Genomic DNA, 20,238 nt, shown 5'->3' on the forward strand with positions numbered 1-20,238 from the left:
CACCTTTTATAGGTGCTTTTTTATTAAAACTTATATATTACACCTAGTTTTGCAACAGGTAGCCATTGATATTTACTGTCATTTTTTAAGCTATATTGATCATTATAAGTATCTACATCCATTATAGAGGAAGATACTAAAGGATGATCTACATAATATGCACCAACTTCTCCGAACATACCCCAATGCTCTGCAAAGAGTGTTTTTGCGCCAAAACCTAAATAAGGTGATATAGCATGACTATAACTCATCTCTACTTTTGTTTGAGCTGATGTTGCTAAGTGCAAATCATTTTTATGATTTAAATATCCCACACCCGTAGCAATATAAAAAGACTTCAATAATGAACTATGGCTCTCACCCCAAGGATGTATTTCAGCATTTACATATGTATTTTTATTTTTTACTTGATCAAGTTGATACCGTCTTCCATTGACAGTAGTGTGATGTTTCCAATCTATTGTACTGCCTTCATAACCAAGTACAAAACTTACATAATTGTTCACATCCCATAGCACTGCACCGCCATAGCCATTTAATCCAGCATCTATTCGTAACCCACTAGGTATATACTGTGTTGCAGTTGACTCTCCTCCTTTTATTATTTGCTCATCAGCAAATACCGCATTTGCTTTTAAAGTAAAGTAAAATGCGATAAAGAACATACACTTCTTTCTCATTGTCTATCCAAATTTAATCGTCATGTATTTTTACTTATCATATACTTTTTAGTTGAGTACACGATAAGATGCTCTATTGTCGTAATACTATACAACCTAAATTAAAACTCAGATAAGAATCCAAATACTTCTCTGCATACTTTAAAAATTAGTTAAAAGTACTTACATTTAAAATAACTCGAAATTAGTGGCTACCTGCTTTATATAAAAACCAATAATTTATCACTAAACAATTGACTTTTTTGTATATAAAAGCACAATCAAATAAACCTCAATCATGGGGCATCTTGAAATTTACCGTCCACGATGGACAGTTTTTAGTGTAAAATTAAGATAGTTTTTAAATTAAACAAGATTTGGAAGAATATTATGTCTGAACTTTCAACGATAATTGAACAAGCTTTTGAAAATCGTGCGAATTTTACAGCTACAGATTGCCCTGTAGAAGTACGCAATGCTGTTGATGAAGCACTTAAAGGTTTAGACAATGGTTCATTACGCGTTGCTGAGAAAATTAATGGGGAATGGACAGTTCACCAATGGCTAAAAAAAGCAGTTTTATTATCATTTAAACTTAATGATAATAAGCCTGTTGAAGCTGGTGATCTTGCTTTCTTTGACAAAGTAGATACTAAATTTGCAGGTTGGACTGAAGAACAGTTTAAAGCAGCTGGTGTACGTGTTGTACCACCTGCCGTTGCACGTCGTGGTAGCTTCCAAGCAAAAAATGTTGTACTTATGCCATCTTATGTAAATATTGGTGCATATGTAGACGAAAACACGATGGTAGATACATGGGCAACTGTAGGTTCATGCGCTCAAATTGGTAAAAATGTACATCTATCGGGTGGTGTTGGTATTGGTGGTGTACTTGAACCATTACAAGCAAACCCAACTATCATTGAAGACAACTGCTTCATTGGTGCACGTTCAGAAATCGTTGAAGGTGTCATTGTTGAAGAAGGCTCTGTAGTTTCAATGGGTGTATATATTGGTCAGTCAACACGTATTTATGATCGTGAAACTGGTGAAATCCATTACGGTCGCGTACCAGCAGGTTCAGTTGTTGTTCCGGGTAGCCTTCCATCTAAAGATGGTAAATACAGCCTATATGCAGCAATCATTGTGAAAAAAGTTGATGCACAAACACGTGCAAAAACAAGCTTAAATGACTTGCTTCGCGCTGACTAATTTTTATATCTATTGAGTCTCTACAACCAATAGGTTGTGGAGATTTTTCTTTTTTAATATGGTTGATTTTGCTATGAACTCTCCCCTTCGCTCGACAACAATTCCTGTAACGGATCCATCATCTGGACTACGTATTACAGAGATTTTTTATTCTTTGCAAGGTGAGGCCGATACCGCAGGATTACCTACCGTATTTATTCGCCTAACAGGCTGCCCTTTACGTTGTACCTATTGTGATACAACTTATTCTTTTGAGGGTGGTAAAAGACAAAGCCTAGAAAGCATTATTACTGAAGCACAAAAACACAATACACCATATATTTGCGTGACAGGAGGAGAGCCTCTTGCACAACCAAATTGTATTGCCTTGCTCAATCAGCTCTGCCATTTAGGATTTGAGATTTCACTTGAAACCAGTGGTGCACTTAGTATTGCAAATGTAGATACTCGAGTATCTAAAGTACTAGACCTAAAAACACCAACCTCTGGTGAATCACATCGTAATTTAATTGAAAATTTTGAATACTTGACAAAGAAAGATCAAATTAAATTCGTAATCTGTAACCGTGAAGACTATGAATGGTCTAAACAACAAGTTGAAAAGTATCAACTTGAAAAGAAAGTAAATACCGTCTGGTTTTCGCCTGCTTTTGCTGTAGAGAAAGGAAATGCTAAGCTCCCTGCTTTTGCAAGAGACCTTGCACAGTGGGTACTTGAAGACCAATTACCTGTACGCTTTCAACTACAGCTACATAAACTGCTTTGGCAAGATGAAACAGGCCGTTAATTAAACTTTAAATTGAATTTATATAATTTTGGAGAAACACATGCGCCCTCGTGCTATTGTTCTATTGTCTGGTGGATTAGACTCAACAACTTGTTTAGCTTGGGCGCAATCTAGTTATGACTGCATTGCTCTAAGTTTCCAATATGGACAGCGTTCATCTACTGAACTAGAAGCTGCAAAAAACTTAGCACAACAAGCAAACATTCCACATCGAGTCATTAATATAGACCTTGGTAACCTTGGTGGCTCTGCCCTAACAGATCATACAATAGATGTACCTGAACAAGCACAAACTGGTATACCAATTACCTATGTTCCTGCACGTAACACCATCTTTTTATCATACGCACTTGCTGCTGCTGAAGTTTTTCAAGCAGAAGCTATTGTTATTGGTGTAAATGCTGTTGATTATTCAGGCTATCCAGATTGTAGACCAGAATTTGTTGAAGCCTTTGCAAACCTTGCAGCACTTGCAACAAAGGCCGGGGTTGAAGGAAAACCTTTAAAAATTGAAACACCACTGTTACATTTATCCAAAGGGAATATTATACGTTTAGGTATAGAACATGGTGTAGACTACAGTCAAACCGTTTCTTGCTATCAAGCAGATGAACAAGGACGTGCTTGTGGTAAGTGTGATAGTTGTCGCTTGCGCAAAGAAGGATTTCTTGAAGCGAAAGTTGATGACCCTACACGCTATGTTTCATAAAAAGGTAAATTATATGAATTTGTTAAAATCAAAATTAATTCTATCAACATTATTTGCTTCAGTTGCTTTTACAGCAACTGCTTCACATGCTGCACAAGATCCTTCAAAAAGTACAAATGTGCATGCTGCTCTTGTAAGTAACTGTAAAGAGAGTGCAAGCAAAGCTGGTAAACTAACAGCTGCTGAAGCTGAAAAGTTCTGTCAATGCCAAGTTGAAGCTGAAGGTAAAATGACTAAAGCTCAAGAATGGCAGATTATTAGTACAGTCAACCAGAAGAAAAGCCCAAGTACTTTACCATTCATTCAGCAACAAAACAGAGAAATTCAAAACTGTTTTGGTCCTCAGTTAACATCTAAGCTTAAAGCACTTACTGAAGAAGCAATGAAACAACAAGCTCAAGCTTCTACAAAATAATTTGACCCAAATATAAAAACTAGCCACTATATGTGGCTAGTTTTATTTAGGAGTAGTTAAACTTATGTCAGATCAAATCTCTTTACCCAATCATAACTTTCCAACAACCTCTAATAGTATAAATCTTTCTGAACATCCACATGAGTGGCTTGTTATCTACTTTTATCCGAAAGATTCTACACCCGGTTGTACAACACAAGCTGTCGGCTTCTCTTGCCTTCAAGACCAATTTGCAGAGCTAAATACACAAATCATTGGTGTATCACGTGACTCTGTAAAAACACATCAAAACTTTACTGCAAAGCAAAACTTAACTATTGAACTTATTAGTGATAAAGAGGAAGTACTTTGTAAGCATTTTGATGTTATTAAAGAAAAAAATATGTATGGAAAAAAAGTCTTTGGTATTGAACGATCTACCTTTATTTTTCACCATGGAAAACTTATAAAAAGCTATAGAAAAGTGAAAGCCGCAGGTCATGCCGAGCAAGTATTAGAAGATATAAAAACTCTTCAAGAAGTAAGTCAGTAATTCACTGACTTACTTCTTTACCAATGCACCATCTACAAAAATATCAACATGATCGGTTAATGAGCCAAATTTTGACTGCATAGCAAAGTTTTTTGTTTGTATTTGCGTTGCGGCTTTAAAATCAAAACTACCATCGTTTTCAGGTGAAATAGTTGTATAAAAAACAACTTGTTTCGTTTTCCCTTTAATTGTCAAATTACCAAATACATTATATTTACTACTTCCTAAAGACTGTATTTGCGTACTATCAAAGGTAATTTCTTTATACTTAGCAACATCAAATAAATCTTCACCTAATAAAATATCATGCAATGTACCATTGCTTAGGTCAATACTCTCAACTTGAATAACAAAGTGAATTTGTGTCTGTTCTAAATGATTTGGATCAAAACGTATTGTTGAGTCTACTTGTTGAAAATCAGCATCAATAACCTTCATTCCTAACTTTTTAATATAAAAGCCGACTTCTCCATCATCTGCAAATTTAAGATCAGTTGCATTAGCAATATTTATTAATGAACAAAATAATGAAAATACTAAGAAGCTCTGAATAATTGCCTTTTTTATATTAAGCACACAATGCCCCAATAATTAATATATGTCATAGTTTAATTGTATTTTTAAGCTTTATCCTTAAAAAACTGTGTTCGTAGTCTTTCATAATCCTCTTTTTTCTTAAAATCATTTAAAAAATTAATTGTACCCTGTGGAAAGTATTTTTCTTGTATTTGCCCCTTATAGAAGTCTTCTCGCATTGGCGTTGCAGATAAAGCATTTTCTAAACTTTCTAATTCAATGAGTTCCCATTCAGGAAATAGAGCTAAATAATACGATGAATTATCTTTAAAGTGCCCAATTAAACCAACATGTTGTGCAGATCCGGTCTTTTCTGACACTTTAGATTTAACTTGATTCACCCACTTTTCATCATTATACACATCAATAATATGAATAAAAATAATTCTTTTTTGCTGTACCTGATTAAAATTAGATAAAATCATTTCTTCTCGCTCTTTTGCAAGAAACGGGTTTTTTACACTTCTCTCTTCTTGTGCCGAACCTAAAGCAATAATAACATAACGGCTTTTTTCTAAAGCCATTTCAATTGTTTTCATATGTGCAAGATGAAATGGTTGGAAACGTCCAATAAAAACAACATAATCTAAAGACAACATAAGCATTTTTTTCAATCATTGTATTTTCATAATAGAAAATATATTCCATTGACGCAAATAATTCATTTTTCAATATTTAATTCATAGAGCTTTTAAACTCAAATGCAGGTTCTTCATAGGGATGTGTATCTAATAATGCATTCAGCACATGTCTTGCATTTTCCTCACGAACAATAGTTTCGACACGCCACTCTTCTACATGTTCTAATTGGTCAATTTGACCTAAGAATGGCTTTGCCCCTTGCTTTGCTTTAAATTGACCTAGCCCTTTTACCTGCCATACACAGTGTTCATATTTTTCACTTTCTCCTGCTTTAGCAAGAAATATCGCTTGCTTAGTTTTTTCTAAATGTGATTCTGGGACAAAATATATAAATTTAAGCATTCTTTTCAATCTCTTAAAATAAAAAAGCCTCTAAATTTTATTAGAGGCTTCTATATAAATATAATACTGGTGTTAACCAAAACGACCCGTAATATATGCTTCAGTCAATTGATGATCAGGCTGAGTAAATACTTTTTCAGTAGAGTTTACTTCAATCAAATCACCCAAATGGAAGTATGCTGTACGGTTAGACACACGTGCTGCCTGTTGCATTGAGTGAGTTACAATTGCAATTGTATACTGTGTTGAAAGCTCAGAAATAAGCTCTTCAACTTTTGCAGTTGCAATTGGATCGAGTGCAGAACATGGTTCATCCATAAGAATAACATCTGGACTTACCGCAATTGTACGAGCAATACATAAACGTTGTTGCTGACCACCCGACAAACTTGTACCAGGCTGGTTTAAACGTTCTTTTACTTCTTCCCATAGACCTGCTTTACGCAAACTATTTTCAACAATTTCCTCTAAATCATATTTATTACGTGCTAAGCCATGTAATTTTGGCCCATAAGCAACATTATCAAAAATTGATTTTGGAAAAGGGTTTGGTTTTTGGAAAACCATACCTACTTGTGCACGAAGCAATACCACATCTAAATTTGGATCGTAAATATCTTGCTGATCAAGCATAACTTTACCAGTTACACGACAACTTTCTATCGTATCATTCATACGATTAAGTGTACGTAGAAATGTAGATTTACCACAACCAGATGGACCAATAAAAGCGATTACTTCATTTTGGTAGATATCAAGATCGATACCCTTAATTGCTTCACTTTCACCATAATATACATGTACATCTTCAGTACGTAGTTTTATTTGCTTTTGTGAGTTTTCAGAAACTGACTCAGTATTCGCTTGTTCAAAACTACCAATGCTAATATGGGGTTGAGTATCTGTTGTCATATCTGTTTGATTCTGCTCTGGGGTACGAGTTGGATTTAATGTATTCATATTTAAACGCTCCAATTACCAACGTACTTCAAATTTCTTTCTTAACCAAATGGCTAAACCATTCAAACTAATCATCATTGCTAAAAGTACAATAATGGCTGCTGCTGTTCTTCCTTCAAAGAAGTTACGCAATTCATTTCCTTGCCATAAGAACACTTGTACTGGTAGTGCAGTTGATTGGTCTATAGGCGTCGTTGGTACACTTGCTACAAATGCACTCATACCAATCAATAATAGAGGTGCTGTTTCACCTAAAGCCTGTGCAACACCAATAATTGCACCTGTTAGAATACCAGGTAATGCAAGTGGCAAGACATGATGAAAAACAGTTTGTACTTTAGATGCTCCTAAACCTTGCGCTGCTTGTCGAATTGATGGTGGTACAGCTTTTAAAGATGCGCGGGTTGTAATGATTACCGTTGGTAAAGTCATTAAACTCAATACTAAACCACCGACAAGAGGTGCAGATAATGGTAAGTGCATCCAACCAATGAAAATTGCGGCACCAAGCAAACCAAACACAATAGATGGTACTGCCGCTAGGTTATTAATATTTACTTCTACAATATCTGTAATAACACTTTTCTTAGCAAATTCTTCTAAATAGATTGCACTTGCAACGCCAATTGGAATCGAAACAAAGATCACAATCAACATCATAAATAGTGAACCAACAAAAGCACCTGCTAAACCACTACTTGCTGGAGAACTACGAGAATCTGTATTTGTAAAAATTTGGAAATTGAAAGTATTTTGTAAAATACCTTTTGCTTTCATTTCATCTGCAAGCTGACGAATTTCAGGACCCAACTGCTGTCTATCATCTGGTAAAGAACGATCAATTTTACCCGAAAGCCATACATCAATATTTGCATCTGCAAGTAGTTTAATATCTACTTTTTTCCCAACTAAACTTGGATCAGCAAACACCATGTCTCTTACACGATAAGTTTCAGAGCTGGTATAAATACTATTTAATTCACTTTCTTTACTTTCTAAACTTTTATTTTGAGCAACAATTGACTTAGAAATTAGAGCATCCCAATCAACCATTCCCATTTTAGTTTGCCAATCAATATAACGTTCTTGGAATACTGCAGGAGACTCATTACTCTCTTGTACAGGCGGTGGGCCAGCATCAATAATTTTTGGGTCAAAATATACAGGAACCGTCATACTTGTTTGCCAAAATGCTGGTATCCCTTTATACAAGATACTACCAAATAAGATGGCAACAAACATTAGACCAATACAAACCGCACTAAATCCAAAAACTCTAAAGCGCTTTTCTTTGCGGTGACGCTTACCCAAGGACTGCATGATCATTTTTTTACGCTGATCACTAAGCTCTTTGGCAGTCAACATTTCAGTTGATGTATTCATAGAAGTATTCATGCTCATTCGTATTGCTCGCGATATTTACGCACGATATACAGTGCAACAATATTGAGGCCTAAAGTAATTACAAATAACGTTAAACCCAATGCAAATGCGACTAAAGCTTGTGGACTCGCAAAATCTGTATCGCCTGTTAACTGGTTTACAATAGTTACGGTAACTGTTGAAACCGCTTCTAAAGGATTAATTTGAAGAAGTGGGCTATTTCCTGCTGCAAGAACAACAATCATTGTCTCCCCAATAGCACGAGAAGCAGCCAATAAGAATGCGCCAATAATCCCTGGGAGTGCTGCAGGTAAAACAACTTGACGAATTGTTTCCGATTTAGTTGCACCTAAACCCAATGATCCATCACGTAACGTTCTTGGCACTTGGGTAATAATGTCATCAGATAATGAAGAAACAAATGGAATAATCATTACGCCCATAACAAACCCAGCAGTTAACGCACTTGTTGCATTAATATGTAAACCCACGCTATCTCCAAGCATTTTGAAGAAAGGGCCAACAACCATTAATGCAAATACCCCATAAACAATTGTTGGGATACCAGCAAGGATTTCAATCGTTGGTTTCACCCAAGACCTTAAACGTGGCGTTGCATACTCAGCAAGGTAAATTGCGATAAACAATCCCACAGGAATTGCTACAAGAAGCGCAATAATACTTACTAAAATAGTGCCCCATAATAGCGGCAATAAACCATAACTTCCTTCGGCATTTCCTGTTGTGCTAAAACCAGGATTCCACTCATGTCCTAAGAAAAACTGTGCTGGACTAACAAAATGAAAGAACCTTAATGCTTCACTTAACATTGACATGACAATACCAATTGTCGTTAAGATTGCCACACCTGAACATAGTGCAAGGCTTACACTAATAATACGTTCCACATAATTACGAGCACGGAATTTCTTATTAATCTTTCTATTTGCGAACACCAATCCAGCTAAAGCAATACATACCACAAATGTAAATTGTGCATATTTTCCAATGCTCAACGCTTCAGCATATTGTTTTGCAATAGCCAGCTCATAAGGTTGTGCATGGTCTGTAATCCCAAAACCTGAGGCAATTGCTTTTACTCTATCGAGTAAAACTGACTTTCCTGCTGGATCTAAATGAGATAAAACATCTGCAGGGAGCTGATTAAAAACCATATGACTCAAGATCATAGGTTCAAAAATACTCCACAATAGAAAAATTAGACATGATGGAATACCACACCACAATGCAACGAGTGTTCCATAATATCCAGGTCGTGAATGCAATAAAGCTGAGTTATTTCCTTGGCCTGCAATACTACGGCTTTTTCTCAGACCAAGCTGATAACCAATAGCAATTAAAGCAAGTAATACACCTATAAGAAGCAGATTCATCTTCTCTCCGCTATTTATTTCTACAATATAAAAAAGGTGTGAATGGGTTATACCCCACTCCACCTTATTTTATAACTAATTACTTAACAGATTTACCTGCTTTAAAGTCAGCTAATATTTGAGCACGCTCAGCATCAGCCATAGGAATTAAACCTGCTTTATCAAGTTTTGAACCCTTACCTGAAGTCTTTTTATTTAAGAAAAATTCAACATACTGAGGTAACCCTTTAATTACTTTTGCATGCTCGCCTTTCACATAGAAATACAATGGACGAGATACAGGATAAGTACCATCTAATACAGTATGTTCACTTGGAATAACATTATTTACCGTCGCAACGCGTAGGCGGTCTTTATTTTGGTCATAGAATCCTAAGCCAAATACACCTACAGCATTTGGAGATGTCTTTAAACGTGCCAAAGTTTCTGTGTAATCACCCGATATTTCAACAACACGACCATCTTTACGGAAATTAGAACATGCTTTTTGTTGAGCTTCTTTTGCTAGGCCTTTGAAGTAGCTATACGTTTCACATCCTGCTTCAACCATTTTTTCTTGGAATACTTCACGTGTACCATGGTTAGATGCAGGAATTACCAATGTAATTGGCTCATTTGGTAAAGTTGGATCAATTTGATTCCAATGTGTATATGGGTTTGCTACAAGCTTACCATTTGACGGTAACTCAGCCGCCAATGCAGTAAATACATGATATGGCTTTAAGTGGAAAGCTGGCTTAGAAGAATTTGAGGCAAATACAATACCATCATAACCAATTTTAATTTCTTGAATCTTTTTCACGCCTGCTTTATTACAGCTTTCTACTTCTGATTCTTTAATTTTACGTGATGCGTTTGCAATATCAATTGTATTGTCGCCAACACCCTGACAGAACTGTTTTAAACCACCAGATGTTCCACCAGAACCTACAACTGGTGTTTTAAATTGAGGAAAAGTATTACCAAACTCTTCAGCCACAATACTTGCGTATGGTAACACTGTTGAAGAACCTGCGATTTGAATTGTTTCGCGTGCTGCATTTGCATTTACAGCACATACTGCGCCTGAAATTGCCAATGCAAGTGCTGCATATTTTTTACTTAATTTCATTGTCATCTCTCAAAACCTCAAATTGATATCACTGATGGTACTGAGTAATATCTTCGTCGTATTCGCTTGGAATATATTTTGGTTTTTTTAAATGACAGTTTAGTTACAGATTTATGACACTTTAATTATAATTTGTAATACTGAATATTATTCTAATTTTTTAATATTAAACAGACCTTAAATTAACACTAAAACAACAATATAAAAGGCCACCTTAAAGGCAGCCTTTTATTATAAATCAAACACTTAGTCTATTGGTGGTGTGTACGTACCTGAAACAATATCATCTTTAATACGATTTGCTTCTACTGTAATTTGAGATAATAAACTTTTCACATTATCCAATGTTACAACAGGGCTTAACAAAGTCATTTTTAAAGACTGAGTCTCACCAACTTTAGTTACGCCGACATTTGCTTCACCACGTGCAAATAATTCATCTGCAACATTCTGATTCAAACTATCAATAAACTCTACTGGATATCCTTTAGGAACCAATCTAAAGAGTACAGATGCAAATTGTGGTTGAATCAACAATTCTAATTCATCATCTGCTTGAATATAGTCTGCTACTTCACGAGATAATTTAATACCATGATCAATCATTGAACCATAAAGTGTTTCACCTAATGCTTCAACAGTCATCCACAATTTTAAAGCATCAAAACGACGGGTTGTTTGTAATGATTTAGAAACAAGGTTTGGCACACCATGTTCTTCATCATATGCAGAGTTTAAATATTCTGCTTCATAGTGCATAAAACGATAATTCGCTTCATCTTTTAATAAGAATGCACCACAACTAATCGTTTGGAAATAATGCTTGTGAAAATCCAAAGTCACAGAATCAGCGAGCTCTAACCCATCTAACCAATGACGATAGTCATTAGAAAGAATAAGTGCACCGCCCCATGCTGCATCTACATGCATCCATGTGCCGTAAGCTTCAGTAATTGCACGAATTTCTTTTAATGGATCAATTGCACCCGCATCTGTTGTACCTGCTGTCGCAACAACACATGCCACAATTTTTCCTTCAGATTTTAACTGCGCCATCGTTTCTTCAAGCGCTTTCGTATCCATCTGAGCATTTGCATTTACAGGAACAGTAACAACAGATTGGAAACCCATACCCATTAATGCCATATTTTTCTGTACAGAAAAATGAGCATTTTCAGAACAAATAACTTTCACATTTTTCATGGCATCACTTGGAATACCATCACGCTGTACCGAATGTCCATTCCAATGAGTAGCAATACACTTATCACGTGCAAGTAAAACACCCATTAAATTAGATTGCGTGCCACCAGATGTAAATACACCTGCTTGCCCTGTACCATAACCTACTTTCTGACGAAGCCAGTCAATAAGTTGAACTTCCATCAAAGAACCAGCAGGACTTTGATCCCACGAATCCATAGATTGGTTCGTTGCATTAATCAGTACTTCAGCAACTTGGCTTACAACCATTGTTGGACAGTGTAAATGTGCTAAAGAATGTGGATGATGTACCTTTAAACTTTTATTTAAAAAGAGTTCAATCATACGCTGTAGCGCAGCTTGTACACCCAAACCTTCTTTAGTTGCATTAAAAGAAATTGCAGATCGCAACTCCTTAATACTTCCACCTGTATACATTTTATCATTTTGCAACCAAGCACTCACGGCTTCAGTTGCTTTCTCCATTGCTGACTCATAGTCAGCAATAGATTGTGCATCATTGCAAAGCAATGATTGACGATGTTGTGCAAAATCAACCATAGATTAAGCACCTCGTACAGCGGTTAAAGCCTCAGCAACTGCTTTTGTGAAACGTTTAATCAACTCTTCAGTTTCTTCTTGACTAATAATAAGTGGGCAAAGTAAACGGATTACTGTACCGTTACGACCACCTTTCTCAAGAAGTAATTGATTATTAAAGCAAGCTGTTTGTAATGCTGCTGTTAATTTTGAGTCACCAGGGAAAGATCCCATATGATCTGCTGGCAAACGCTCATCAACAATTTCAACACCAATCATTAAACCACGACCACGCACATTACCAATACATGGGAACTGTGCAGCAAGCTTCTTAATTTCTGCTTGGATATAGTCGCCACGTTCTTGAGCATTTTGTGCTAGGTTTTGCTCTTTAATGACTTGTAGAGATGCAAGACCTGTACCCATTGCGAGTTGGTTACCACGGAAAGTACCTGTATGCGCACCTGGTGACCATGCATCAAACTTACGCTTAATACCAAGTACAGCTAATGGTAAGCTACCACCAACTGCTTTAGACATTACAATAATATCTGGTTCAATGCCTGCATGTTCAAATGCAAACATTTTTCCTGAACGTGAGAAGCCAGCTTGTACTTCATCAAGAATTAATAGAATGCCGTGCTTTTCAGTCACTTCACGAATCTTACGTAACCATTTCGTTGGTGCAACAACAACACCACCTTCTCCTTGAATCGCTTCAAGAATAACAGCAGCAGGCTTAGTTACACCACTTTCTACATCTTCAATAAACTGTTCAAAGTAGTAAGTTAATGCATCAACACCAGCTTCACCACCTAGACCAAGTGGGCAACGGTATTCATGTGGATATGGTAAAAACTGCACACCAGGCATCATGTTACTTACGGCATTTTTTGCGCCTAAGTTACCTGTTACAGACAATGAACCATGTGTCATACCATGATAACCACCAGAGAAGCTAATTACAGCACCTCGTCCAGTATATGTTTTTGCAAGCTTCATCGCAGCTTCTGTTGCATCTGCACCAGATGGGCCACAAAACTGTAAACAATATGCTTCTTTACCGCCCGGTAAATAAGATAATAGTGTTTCAGAAAACTTATCTTTTAACGGTGTTGTTAAATCTAAAGTATGTAATGGAACACCACTTGCAAGTGTGTCTTGGATACTTTGGATCACTGCAGGATGGTTATGGCCTAAAGCCAATGTCCCTGCCCCAGCTAAACAATCGAGGTATTCTTTACCTTCAACATCAGTAACCCAACAACCTTGTGCTTTCGCTATTGCTAACGGCAATTTACGTGGATAACTACGAACATTCGATTCCATCTGACTTTGGCGAGTCAGGTAGTATTCGTTAGTAGAATTATTAGTGGCTGGATTTACAGAATTAACGCTCATATCGGATTACCATCTCTGATAAGGGTTGAAAGAAATAAGTCTGGTGACGTGTGGTCTTTTGACTCGGCGCTTTTAGAATTTCTAGTTAAATATCAAGATATAGAACTTATTAACTAGGAGGGCGATGATACGCTTTTTTATATAAAAATAAAGACCCTTAAAAACTTTATTTTATTAAATTAAGCCATCATTTTTATCAACTCAATCTTTAGTGTAAACATGATTGTGTTGAATCTCAAAATTAAAGATTACAATTAAATTTTATCTCTAAATTTTTTAGGACTAAAAATTTCAAAAAATAAAAATATATTTCTTTAACTTATTGTTTATAATAATCTTTAGATCATTTCAGTTTTATGAAAAATTATCAAAAGTCTAACAAATGCGCTACAAAAAAAATCTGTTTTAGAAAAAACTCTGCGTAATATTTTATATCGAAACTATAGGATATTTTTATGCGATTTTTAGTATTATCAGCTCTTTTTTGTGCCGTGTCTGCGCCAGCATTTGCAGCAGAAAACACCCCATTAAACTACGATGTGGTTAATATACAAGCAGATGCTTCAAAAGATGTAAATAATGACCAAATGCAAGCAACACTTTTTATCGAAAAAAGTAGTAAACAACCAAGTGAATTGGCAAATCAGATTACATCTATTATGAATCAGGGGATTGCTACAACAAAAAAATACCCTCAAGTTCAGACAAAAACTGGAACTCAAAGTACTTACCCAATTTATGATGACAATCAGAAGCTAAAAGAATGGCGTGGTCGTGCAGAAATACAGCTACAAAGTAGTGATTTTAAAGCCATGAGTATGTTAATTAATGAGCTACAGTCGAGCTTCCAAGTTTCCTCAATTCACTTTAATGTTTCTGATAACCAAAGAAAAAAAGTTGAAAATGAGCTTTTATTAGAAGCCTCAAAAAACTTCCAAGAGCGTGCGAATGCACTCACTCAAGTTTGGAAAAAAAATACATACCAATTGATTAACCTAAATATAGATACCAACAATAATCAGCAGTTTGCTCAACCTATGATGCTACGTGCAAGCTTTGCAAAAGCAGCAACAATCAATGCCGATACATCGCAAAATTTTGATGCAGGAAATACAAAAATTACTGTCAATGCAAATGGCAGTATTCAGTTAAAATAAGTCTTCTAAATTACGGAGTAGCCTCACTCATCGGCTACTCCACTTGAAGAAAAGTATATTGCTTAGATTAAAAATTAAATTTCTTAGGATAGTTTTCTAAAGCGCCTGTAATAGATGCAAGTAAAACAGTTTTTTGCTCTATTGATATTTCTGGCTGATTCGTCATCCAAGTGAGTTGCTCTGTCCCCTTCTTATCATCGAACTTAGAATATACTGATGATATTGCTTTACTTGATGGTGAATAAATAACTGCTACTTGTTCTGCAAAGCAATTATGTGGTTTACATGCATTAAAAACTGAATACTGTTTCCCCGCTATGGTCACTGTTTTCGTTGGTGAAGAAGTTGCTTCATATTTAGTCCAACTTGGCAGTGCTTTATTTGCACTAATTTTTTTAAACTCGGCTTGGGCACCTTTATCAGATAAAAGGCTATTCACCTCTGCTGCATGTACAGTTGCAATAGTTACTGTAGTCAAAAAAGTTAAAAGCATTAATTTTTTCATTTTCAACTTCTTTATAGGTTTCTGAATCATCATTATTTCATTTTTTAATTCTATATCTTTTACGATTATGTATATTTTATTTTCAAAAATGCAAATAACGTCCAAGCTTCAACAAAGAAATAAATAGGCTTTTAAGTCAATCAATTAAGTTTGAGGATATAATGCATTTTTTCAAATATATTATAGACTGTTATTATCATGAAATACTTTCATGCTCATCATGTAAATCTTCTTCAAGAAGACATTTATCCATCCATTGCATTTTATGATGACATCGATGACCCCATTGATTTCGTTATTCTTAGTCAAGATGCCAACAATGAGCTCATACTGACTTTAAATGATACTGACAGTGAGTTTATCAACGTTATCGAAAAAATTAAGTTGCTTCATGACACGGTCATGATTCAAATTAAACCTAGTCATGCAGAACGTGTAGATTACGACTATATTGAAATTGAATGTGATGAAAATATGAATGACATACGTGCATCACTTAAAATAGTATGCCAACACCATAATATTCTAATGTAAAAAAAGCGCAGTGTATAACTGCGCTTTTTTAGTTTACTTTTTAAATGGGAATGCATACTTTAAAATGCGCCCCATAACTTGACTAGACTGCTTAAATAAGCTGGCATTGTTATAATTTAAGCCATATTTACGGCATACTGCTTCTACTTTAGGTGCCATTGTTCTATAACGGCGCGCAGGTACATCTGGAAATAGATGATGTTCTATTTGATGACTTAAATGACCTGTCAGAATATGAAATAACTCTGAACCTTTTAAATTTGAAGAGCCACGAATTTGGCGCATATACCAATGCCCTTTGCTTTCATTTTGCAAAACTGTTTTTGGGAATACCTCAACATCTTTTGTAAAATGTCCACAGAAAATCACACTGAATGTCCAAACATTGCGAATACCATTTGCAATTAAGTTTCCAACGAGCACAGGAACTGCACTTGGTCCTGCAATCAAAGGAAAAAATACATAGTCCTTAAATAATTGTTTCGCGACTTTATCTTGAACGGGCTTCCACTCATCCCATAACTCTTTTTTCGTCTTACGCCCTACAAAGAATTTTCCAAGTTCAAGATTTTGTATCGCAACCCCCCACTGGAATAGCACACAAAATGGAAGACTATATAAAGGTTGTAATAAATGACCTTTTTTCCACCGTTGCTCAGGAAAAAGACGAAGCAATCCATAACCAATATCATCATCCATACCTTTAATATTAGTATATGTATGATGCGTATAGTTATGTGTTTGACGCCAGTTATCTGCCGTACCAACAATATCCCATTCGTAGTTTTGTCCCATAAACTTTGGATCGTTCATCCAGTCATATTGACCATGCATTACATTATGGCCAACTTCCATGTTCTCTATAATTTTAGAAACACCAAGCAGACCAGCACCTAAAATAAGTGCTGGTGGGAACCATCCTGCAAATAACAATGCACGTCCTGCAATTCCTGTATAACGAACAGCCGAATATACTTTACGAATATATTTTGCGTCCTTTTCACCTAAGTCATCTAAAACTTCTTGTTTAATCTGATCCAATTCTTGAGCCAAACCATCTAATTCAGTTTGTGTTAACTCACGATTTTTAGGATTCTTAAAAAATTCTGTTTTCACCCGCATATTCATGATATGGCTCTCTTATAAATCTAAAACAAGGTCTGATTTTGCAGAACTAACACAAATCCGCAATGAACTGCCAGGCTCTGAGTTTTCTGACTGTGTGGCTATATTCTTTGTTGTTCCTGTTACTTTATGACAAGAACACTTATTACAAATTCCCATACGACAACCTGAAATAGGTTTCTCATTTGCATTTTCAAGCGCATCTAAAATAGACTGCCCTTTCGGAATTTCAATTGTCCGATTTGAACGAGTAAGCGTTACCTGTACTGTTCCCACTTCTGTATTTTCAGAAGGAGATAAACTAAATGCTTCACTTTCAAAGAATTTCGCATCTTGAAAAACTTGCTGTGCTAACTGAACAAATCCAGATGGCCCACAAGCAAATACAACTTTATGATCAAGATTTTCAATTTCTTGTGCATGCTCTTCATTTAAACGCGATGCTGTGGCTGTTTCCGATTGCGTATAAAAAACATCAAAGGTAAATTGAGAATATGTTGTAGCCCATTGCTCAAAAATATCTACAAAAGCAGCCTGATCTTCATACTTAACCCAATACAGTAAATGTATTTGATAGTTTGCTAATTCACCAGATTTTGCCAATGCATACAACATACTATACATTGGCGTAATACCACTTCCCGCAGCCAATAGAATTAACTGTTTATCATCATAATTTTGCGGCAACATTTCGCCATAGGGCTGACCAAATTCGATCACATCACCAATTTTAGATGTTTCACATAGCCAAGTACTTACTCTCCCATCTGGTACTTTTTTTAGTGTCAGTTTTACATGTTGCTCATCCAATTGAGTCAAACTATACGTTCGCTCTAATCGACGGCCATCAATTTCAACAATAACAGGGTGATGCTGACCAGCAATACCAAAGTTCATACGCTTACTACAACGTATTTTTAATGAAACAGTATCAGCAGTGATATACTCTTTTTGGCAAATCTGTCCCAATATTTGGCGTGTAGACCATAATGGATTAATTTTTTGCATCCAAAAATTAAGCAGATTGCTATCACAAACACTGCCTGATAAAAAATCTAAAGTTTGGCTTTTTCGCTGTACGACATGCATCTAGGTCATCTCTAATTTATGACTTTTGAATTATTATACACATGTATATATGTATGTATAGTATTTACTGACCTTGAAAACATTTCGTTACTCTATTCCTTATTTGATAAATATAAGGCTATAATTCAAAGTAAAGCTCATTTGCAATGGATAGTATGACCTCTTCTTCAACAACAAACTCTGATTCACTTGATGTCTCAGCAAGCCCTATAAAAACTTCAACACGTACAGTGGGTAGAAAAGCAACTATTACAAAAGAAGAGTTATTCCAAGCGACACTTAACCTTATTGGACCTCAAAAAAGTATCTCCTCTCTCAGCTTACGCGAAATCGCACGTGAAGCCAGTATTGCTCCAAATAGTTTTTATCGTCATTTTAAGGATATTGACGAACTTGCAATCGAACTGATTAATCGTGCTGGTCTTGTTTTACGTCAAATTATTCGTGAAGCTCGACTTAAAGCAACACAACAAGAAAGTATTATTCGTTCATCAGTCGAAATATTCTTGCAACAGCTCGATACAGATGAGGGCTATTTAAGCCTGCTTTTACGTGAAGGATACACTGGTTCAATTTCATATAAGCAAGCTGTAGAACAACAGCTGAACTTTTTTCAACAAGAATTACAAGAAGATTTAGTTCGCTTAGAAGATTTGCACAATAGTAAAATGGCACACCCTGAAATTGTTGCAATTGGTATTACACAGCTTGTATTTAATATGGGCGCAAAAGTTTTAGACCTACCGCCTAAAGAACGCCGTAGAACTGCTGAACAAACTATGCTGATGATACGCATGATTTTAGAAGGAGCACGAATTTTAGACCATAAGCACAAATAAAAGTTGAGCTCCTTTAAGTCATATTTCATAATATATCTATTACTATAAAGAAACCTTATTACTCATATACCTAATAAAAGCCGATAAACTATGAACCTATTCAGTGACCGCCAATGTGTTATTGCAAGCTATATTATTGTATTTATTGCATTAATTTGTATCATTCCACTGCATTTACTCTCTAGCTTCTTTGCAGGTTTTTTAATTTATGAAATTATTCGTTCATTAAACTCTATTATTGACCGTTATACCAAAAGTAATAAAACTAAAATTATTTCAAGTATTGTTCTTAGTCTACTTATCGTATCTATCCTTATTTTAGGTTTAACGAGCTTAATAAATTTCGTACTCCACGACCTACAAGGCTCTGGATTAACCGCCTTTAGTAATCAAATTGATAAAACATTAGCAAGTATTCAACAAGAAATTGCTCATTACTTACCAAGCTATATTCCAGATGATGTCTCAGACACAAAAGACAATATTGTTGATTTTCTAAAAGATAATATAGAAACTTTGCGACATGCAGGTACAGACTTATTACATAATATTGCAACAGCACTCATTGGTCTTATTGTGGGTATTTTGGTTTCAATGCAAACTCGTTCAAAGGAAAATGAGCCTGCTTTTAAAACAGCAATGTTTGATCGTGTGACTTATCTTGCAACTTCATTTCGTAATGTTGTTTTTGCACAAATCAAAATTTCACTTATTAACACAGTATTATTTATTATATTCGCTTTTATTTTACTTCCTATATTTCATGTCACCTTACCATTTATTAAAACACTCACCATTTTAACGTTTATTTTTGGTCTAATTCCTATTGCAGGTAATTTAATCTCTAACTCGCTTATTGTTATTGCAGGACTGACGATCTCCTTACCCGTATCTACAGCATGTTTAGTCTACTTAGTACTTATACATAAACTTGAATATTTTATTAATGCACAAATCATTGGCACAAAAATTAATGCAAAGGCTTGGGAAGTATTACTTGCCATGCTTATCTTTGAAGCAGTTTTTGGCATGGGTGGGCTCATTGCTGCTCCTATCTTTTATGCTTATTTAAAACTCGAGCTTAAACAAGCAAAAATGATCTAAATAAAAAAAGCCCTCATAT

General features: G+C 35.5%; 21 protein-coding genes and 1 pseudogene. 9 read left to right on the forward strand and 13 right to left on the reverse strand.

Translation table 11 applies throughout. From position 1 onward, the window contains the following. Window positions 1–23 precede the first annotated feature (23 nt). A complete protein-coding gene (locus tag P256_RS04325) occupies window positions 24–680 on the reverse strand; it encodes a hypothetical protein (protein ID WP_155756736.1) in 657 nt (218 codons plus the stop codon). A 369-nt stretch (window positions 681–1,049) separates the two neighbouring features. Between P256_RS04325 and dapD the strand changes: the two genes are divergently transcribed. The 5 genes from dapD (at window position 1,050) to P256_RS04350 (ending at window position 4,314) form a co-directional block, all read left to right on the forward strand. Further along, on the forward strand, window positions 1,050–1,871 hold the full coding sequence (dapD, locus tag P256_RS04330; RefSeq protein WP_023272463.1) for a 2,3,4,5-tetrahydropyridine-2,6-dicarboxylate N-succinyltransferase: 822 nt from the start codon (window positions 1,050–1,052) through the stop codon (window positions 1,869–1,871). A gap of 73 nt (window positions 1,872–1,944) precedes the next feature. Continuing rightward, window positions 1,945–2,658: a 7-carboxy-7-deazaguanine synthase QueE gene (gene queE, locus P256_RS04335; RefSeq protein WP_040331806.1), complete on the forward strand. Its 714-nt coding sequence runs from the start codon at window positions 1,945–1,947 to the stop codon at window positions 2,656–2,658. Between the two features lie 40 nt (window positions 2,659–2,698). Further along, window positions 2,699–3,367, forward strand: a complete 669-nt coding sequence (queC, locus tag P256_RS04340; protein ID WP_023272465.1) for a 7-cyano-7-deazaguanine synthase QueC — start codon at window positions 2,699–2,701, stop codon at window positions 3,365–3,367. A gap of 13 nt (window positions 3,368–3,380) precedes the next feature. Further along, a complete protein-coding gene (locus P256_RS04345; RefSeq protein WP_023272466.1) occupies window positions 3,381–3,782 on the forward strand; it encodes a hypothetical protein in 402 nt (133 codons plus the stop codon). 64 nt (window positions 3,783–3,846) lie between these two features. Beyond that, a complete protein-coding gene (locus P256_RS04350) occupies window positions 3,847–4,314 on the forward strand; it encodes a peroxiredoxin (protein WP_023272467.1) in 468 nt (155 codons plus the stop codon). Between the two features lie 9 nt (window positions 4,315–4,323). Here P256_RS04350 and P256_RS04355 read toward each other — a convergent pair whose 3' ends face one another. The 9 genes and pseudogenes from P256_RS04355 to P256_RS04395 form a co-directional block, all read right to left on the reverse strand. Further along, the gene (locus P256_RS04355; RefSeq protein ID WP_023272468.1) at window positions 4,324–4,890 is read right to left on the reverse strand and encodes a YceI family protein; all 567 of its coding nucleotides are present in this window, start codon (window positions 4,888–4,890) and stop codon (window positions 4,324–4,326) included. Between the two features lie 44 nt (window positions 4,891–4,934). Beyond that, window positions 4,935–5,489, reverse strand: coding sequence for a nicotinate-nicotinamide nucleotide adenylyltransferase (locus P256_RS04360; protein WP_040331808.1), 555 nt, complete (start codon window positions 5,487–5,489; stop codon window positions 4,935–4,937). A gap of 76 nt (window positions 5,490–5,565) precedes the next feature. Continuing rightward, window positions 5,566–5,874, reverse strand: coding sequence for a YqfO family protein (locus tag P256_RS04365; protein ID WP_023272470.1), 309 nt, complete (start codon window positions 5,872–5,874; stop codon window positions 5,566–5,568). Window positions 5,875–5,946: 72 nt separating this feature from the next. After that, window positions 5,947–6,705: pseudogene (gene pstB, locus P256_RS04370) on the reverse strand (phosphate ABC transporter ATP-binding protein PstB); the annotation flags it as partial. A 144-nt stretch (window positions 6,706–6,849) separates the two neighbouring features. Beyond that, window positions 6,850–8,229 (reverse strand): phosphate ABC transporter permease PstA, encoded by a 1,380-nt coding sequence (pstA, locus tag P256_RS04375; protein ID WP_040331641.1) that lies wholly within the window; start codon window positions 8,227–8,229, stop codon window positions 6,850–6,852. 2 nt (window positions 8,230–8,231) lie between these two features. After that, window positions 8,232–9,611 (reverse strand): phosphate ABC transporter permease subunit PstC, encoded by a 1,380-nt coding sequence (pstC, locus tag P256_RS04380; RefSeq protein ID WP_023272473.1) that lies wholly within the window; start codon window positions 9,609–9,611, stop codon window positions 8,232–8,234. Window positions 9,612–9,690: 79 nt separating this feature from the next. Next, entirely contained in the window at window positions 9,691–10,722 is a 1,032-nt protein-coding gene (locus P256_RS04385) for a substrate-binding domain-containing protein (protein ID WP_040331810.1), read from the reverse strand. 246 nt (window positions 10,723–10,968) lie between these two features. Then, window positions 10,969–12,486, reverse strand: coding sequence for a pyridoxal phosphate-dependent decarboxylase family protein (locus P256_RS04390; protein ID WP_023272475.1), 1,518 nt, complete (start codon window positions 12,484–12,486; stop codon window positions 10,969–10,971). A gap of 3 nt (window positions 12,487–12,489) precedes the next feature. Next, window positions 12,490–13,866, reverse strand: coding sequence for a diaminobutyrate--2-oxoglutarate transaminase (locus P256_RS04395; RefSeq protein ID WP_023272476.1), 1,377 nt, complete (start codon window positions 13,864–13,866; stop codon window positions 12,490–12,492). Between the two features lie 455 nt (window positions 13,867–14,321). Here P256_RS04395 and P256_RS04400 point away from each other — a divergent pair, with 455 nt between their 5' ends. Then, entirely contained in the window at window positions 14,322–15,023 is a 702-nt protein-coding gene (locus tag P256_RS04400; RefSeq protein ID WP_023272477.1) for an SIMPL domain-containing protein, read from the forward strand. A 67-nt stretch (window positions 15,024–15,090) separates the two neighbouring features. On the opposite strand, the gene P256_RS04405 is transcribed toward P256_RS04400, so the two are convergent. Continuing rightward, window positions 15,091–15,528, reverse strand: coding sequence for an Ivy family c-type lysozyme inhibitor (locus P256_RS04405; RefSeq protein WP_023272478.1), 438 nt, complete (start codon window positions 15,526–15,528; stop codon window positions 15,091–15,093). A gap of 198 nt (window positions 15,529–15,726) precedes the next feature. Between P256_RS04405 and P256_RS04410 the strand changes: the two genes are divergently transcribed. Continuing rightward, entirely contained in the window at window positions 15,727–16,062 is a 336-nt protein-coding gene (locus tag P256_RS04410) for a hypothetical protein (RefSeq protein ID WP_023272479.1), read from the forward strand. A 33-nt stretch (window positions 16,063–16,095) separates the two neighbouring features. Here the strand turns inward: P256_RS04410 and P256_RS04415 are convergent, their stop codons facing one another. Both P256_RS04415 and P256_RS04420 read right to left on the reverse strand, forming a co-directional pair. Beyond that, on the reverse strand, window positions 16,096–17,190 hold the full coding sequence (locus P256_RS04415) for a fatty acid desaturase family protein (RefSeq protein ID WP_023272480.1): 1,095 nt from the start codon (window positions 17,188–17,190) through the stop codon (window positions 16,096–16,098). Between the two features lie 12 nt (window positions 17,191–17,202). After that, window positions 17,203–18,276, reverse strand: a complete 1,074-nt coding sequence (locus P256_RS04420; protein WP_023272481.1) for a flavin reductase family protein — start codon at window positions 18,274–18,276, stop codon at window positions 17,203–17,205. A gap of 155 nt (window positions 18,277–18,431) precedes the next feature. On the opposite strand from P256_RS04420, the gene fabR reads away from it, so the two are divergent. Next, window positions 18,432–19,115, forward strand: a complete 684-nt coding sequence (gene fabR / locus P256_RS04425; RefSeq protein WP_040331812.1) for an HTH-type transcriptional repressor FabR — start codon at window positions 18,432–18,434, stop codon at window positions 19,113–19,115. A 90-nt stretch (window positions 19,116–19,205) separates the two neighbouring features. Further along, window positions 19,206–20,219, forward strand: coding sequence for an AI-2E family transporter (locus tag P256_RS04430; protein ID WP_023272483.1), 1,014 nt, complete (start codon window positions 19,206–19,208; stop codon window positions 20,217–20,219). Window positions 20,220–20,238 lie beyond the last annotated feature (19 nt).

Origin of the sequence: Acinetobacter nectaris CIP 110549 (assembly GCF_000488215.1) — a bacterium.
Lineage (GTDB): Bacteria > Pseudomonadota > Gammaproteobacteria > Pseudomonadales > Moraxellaceae > Acinetobacter > Acinetobacter nectaris.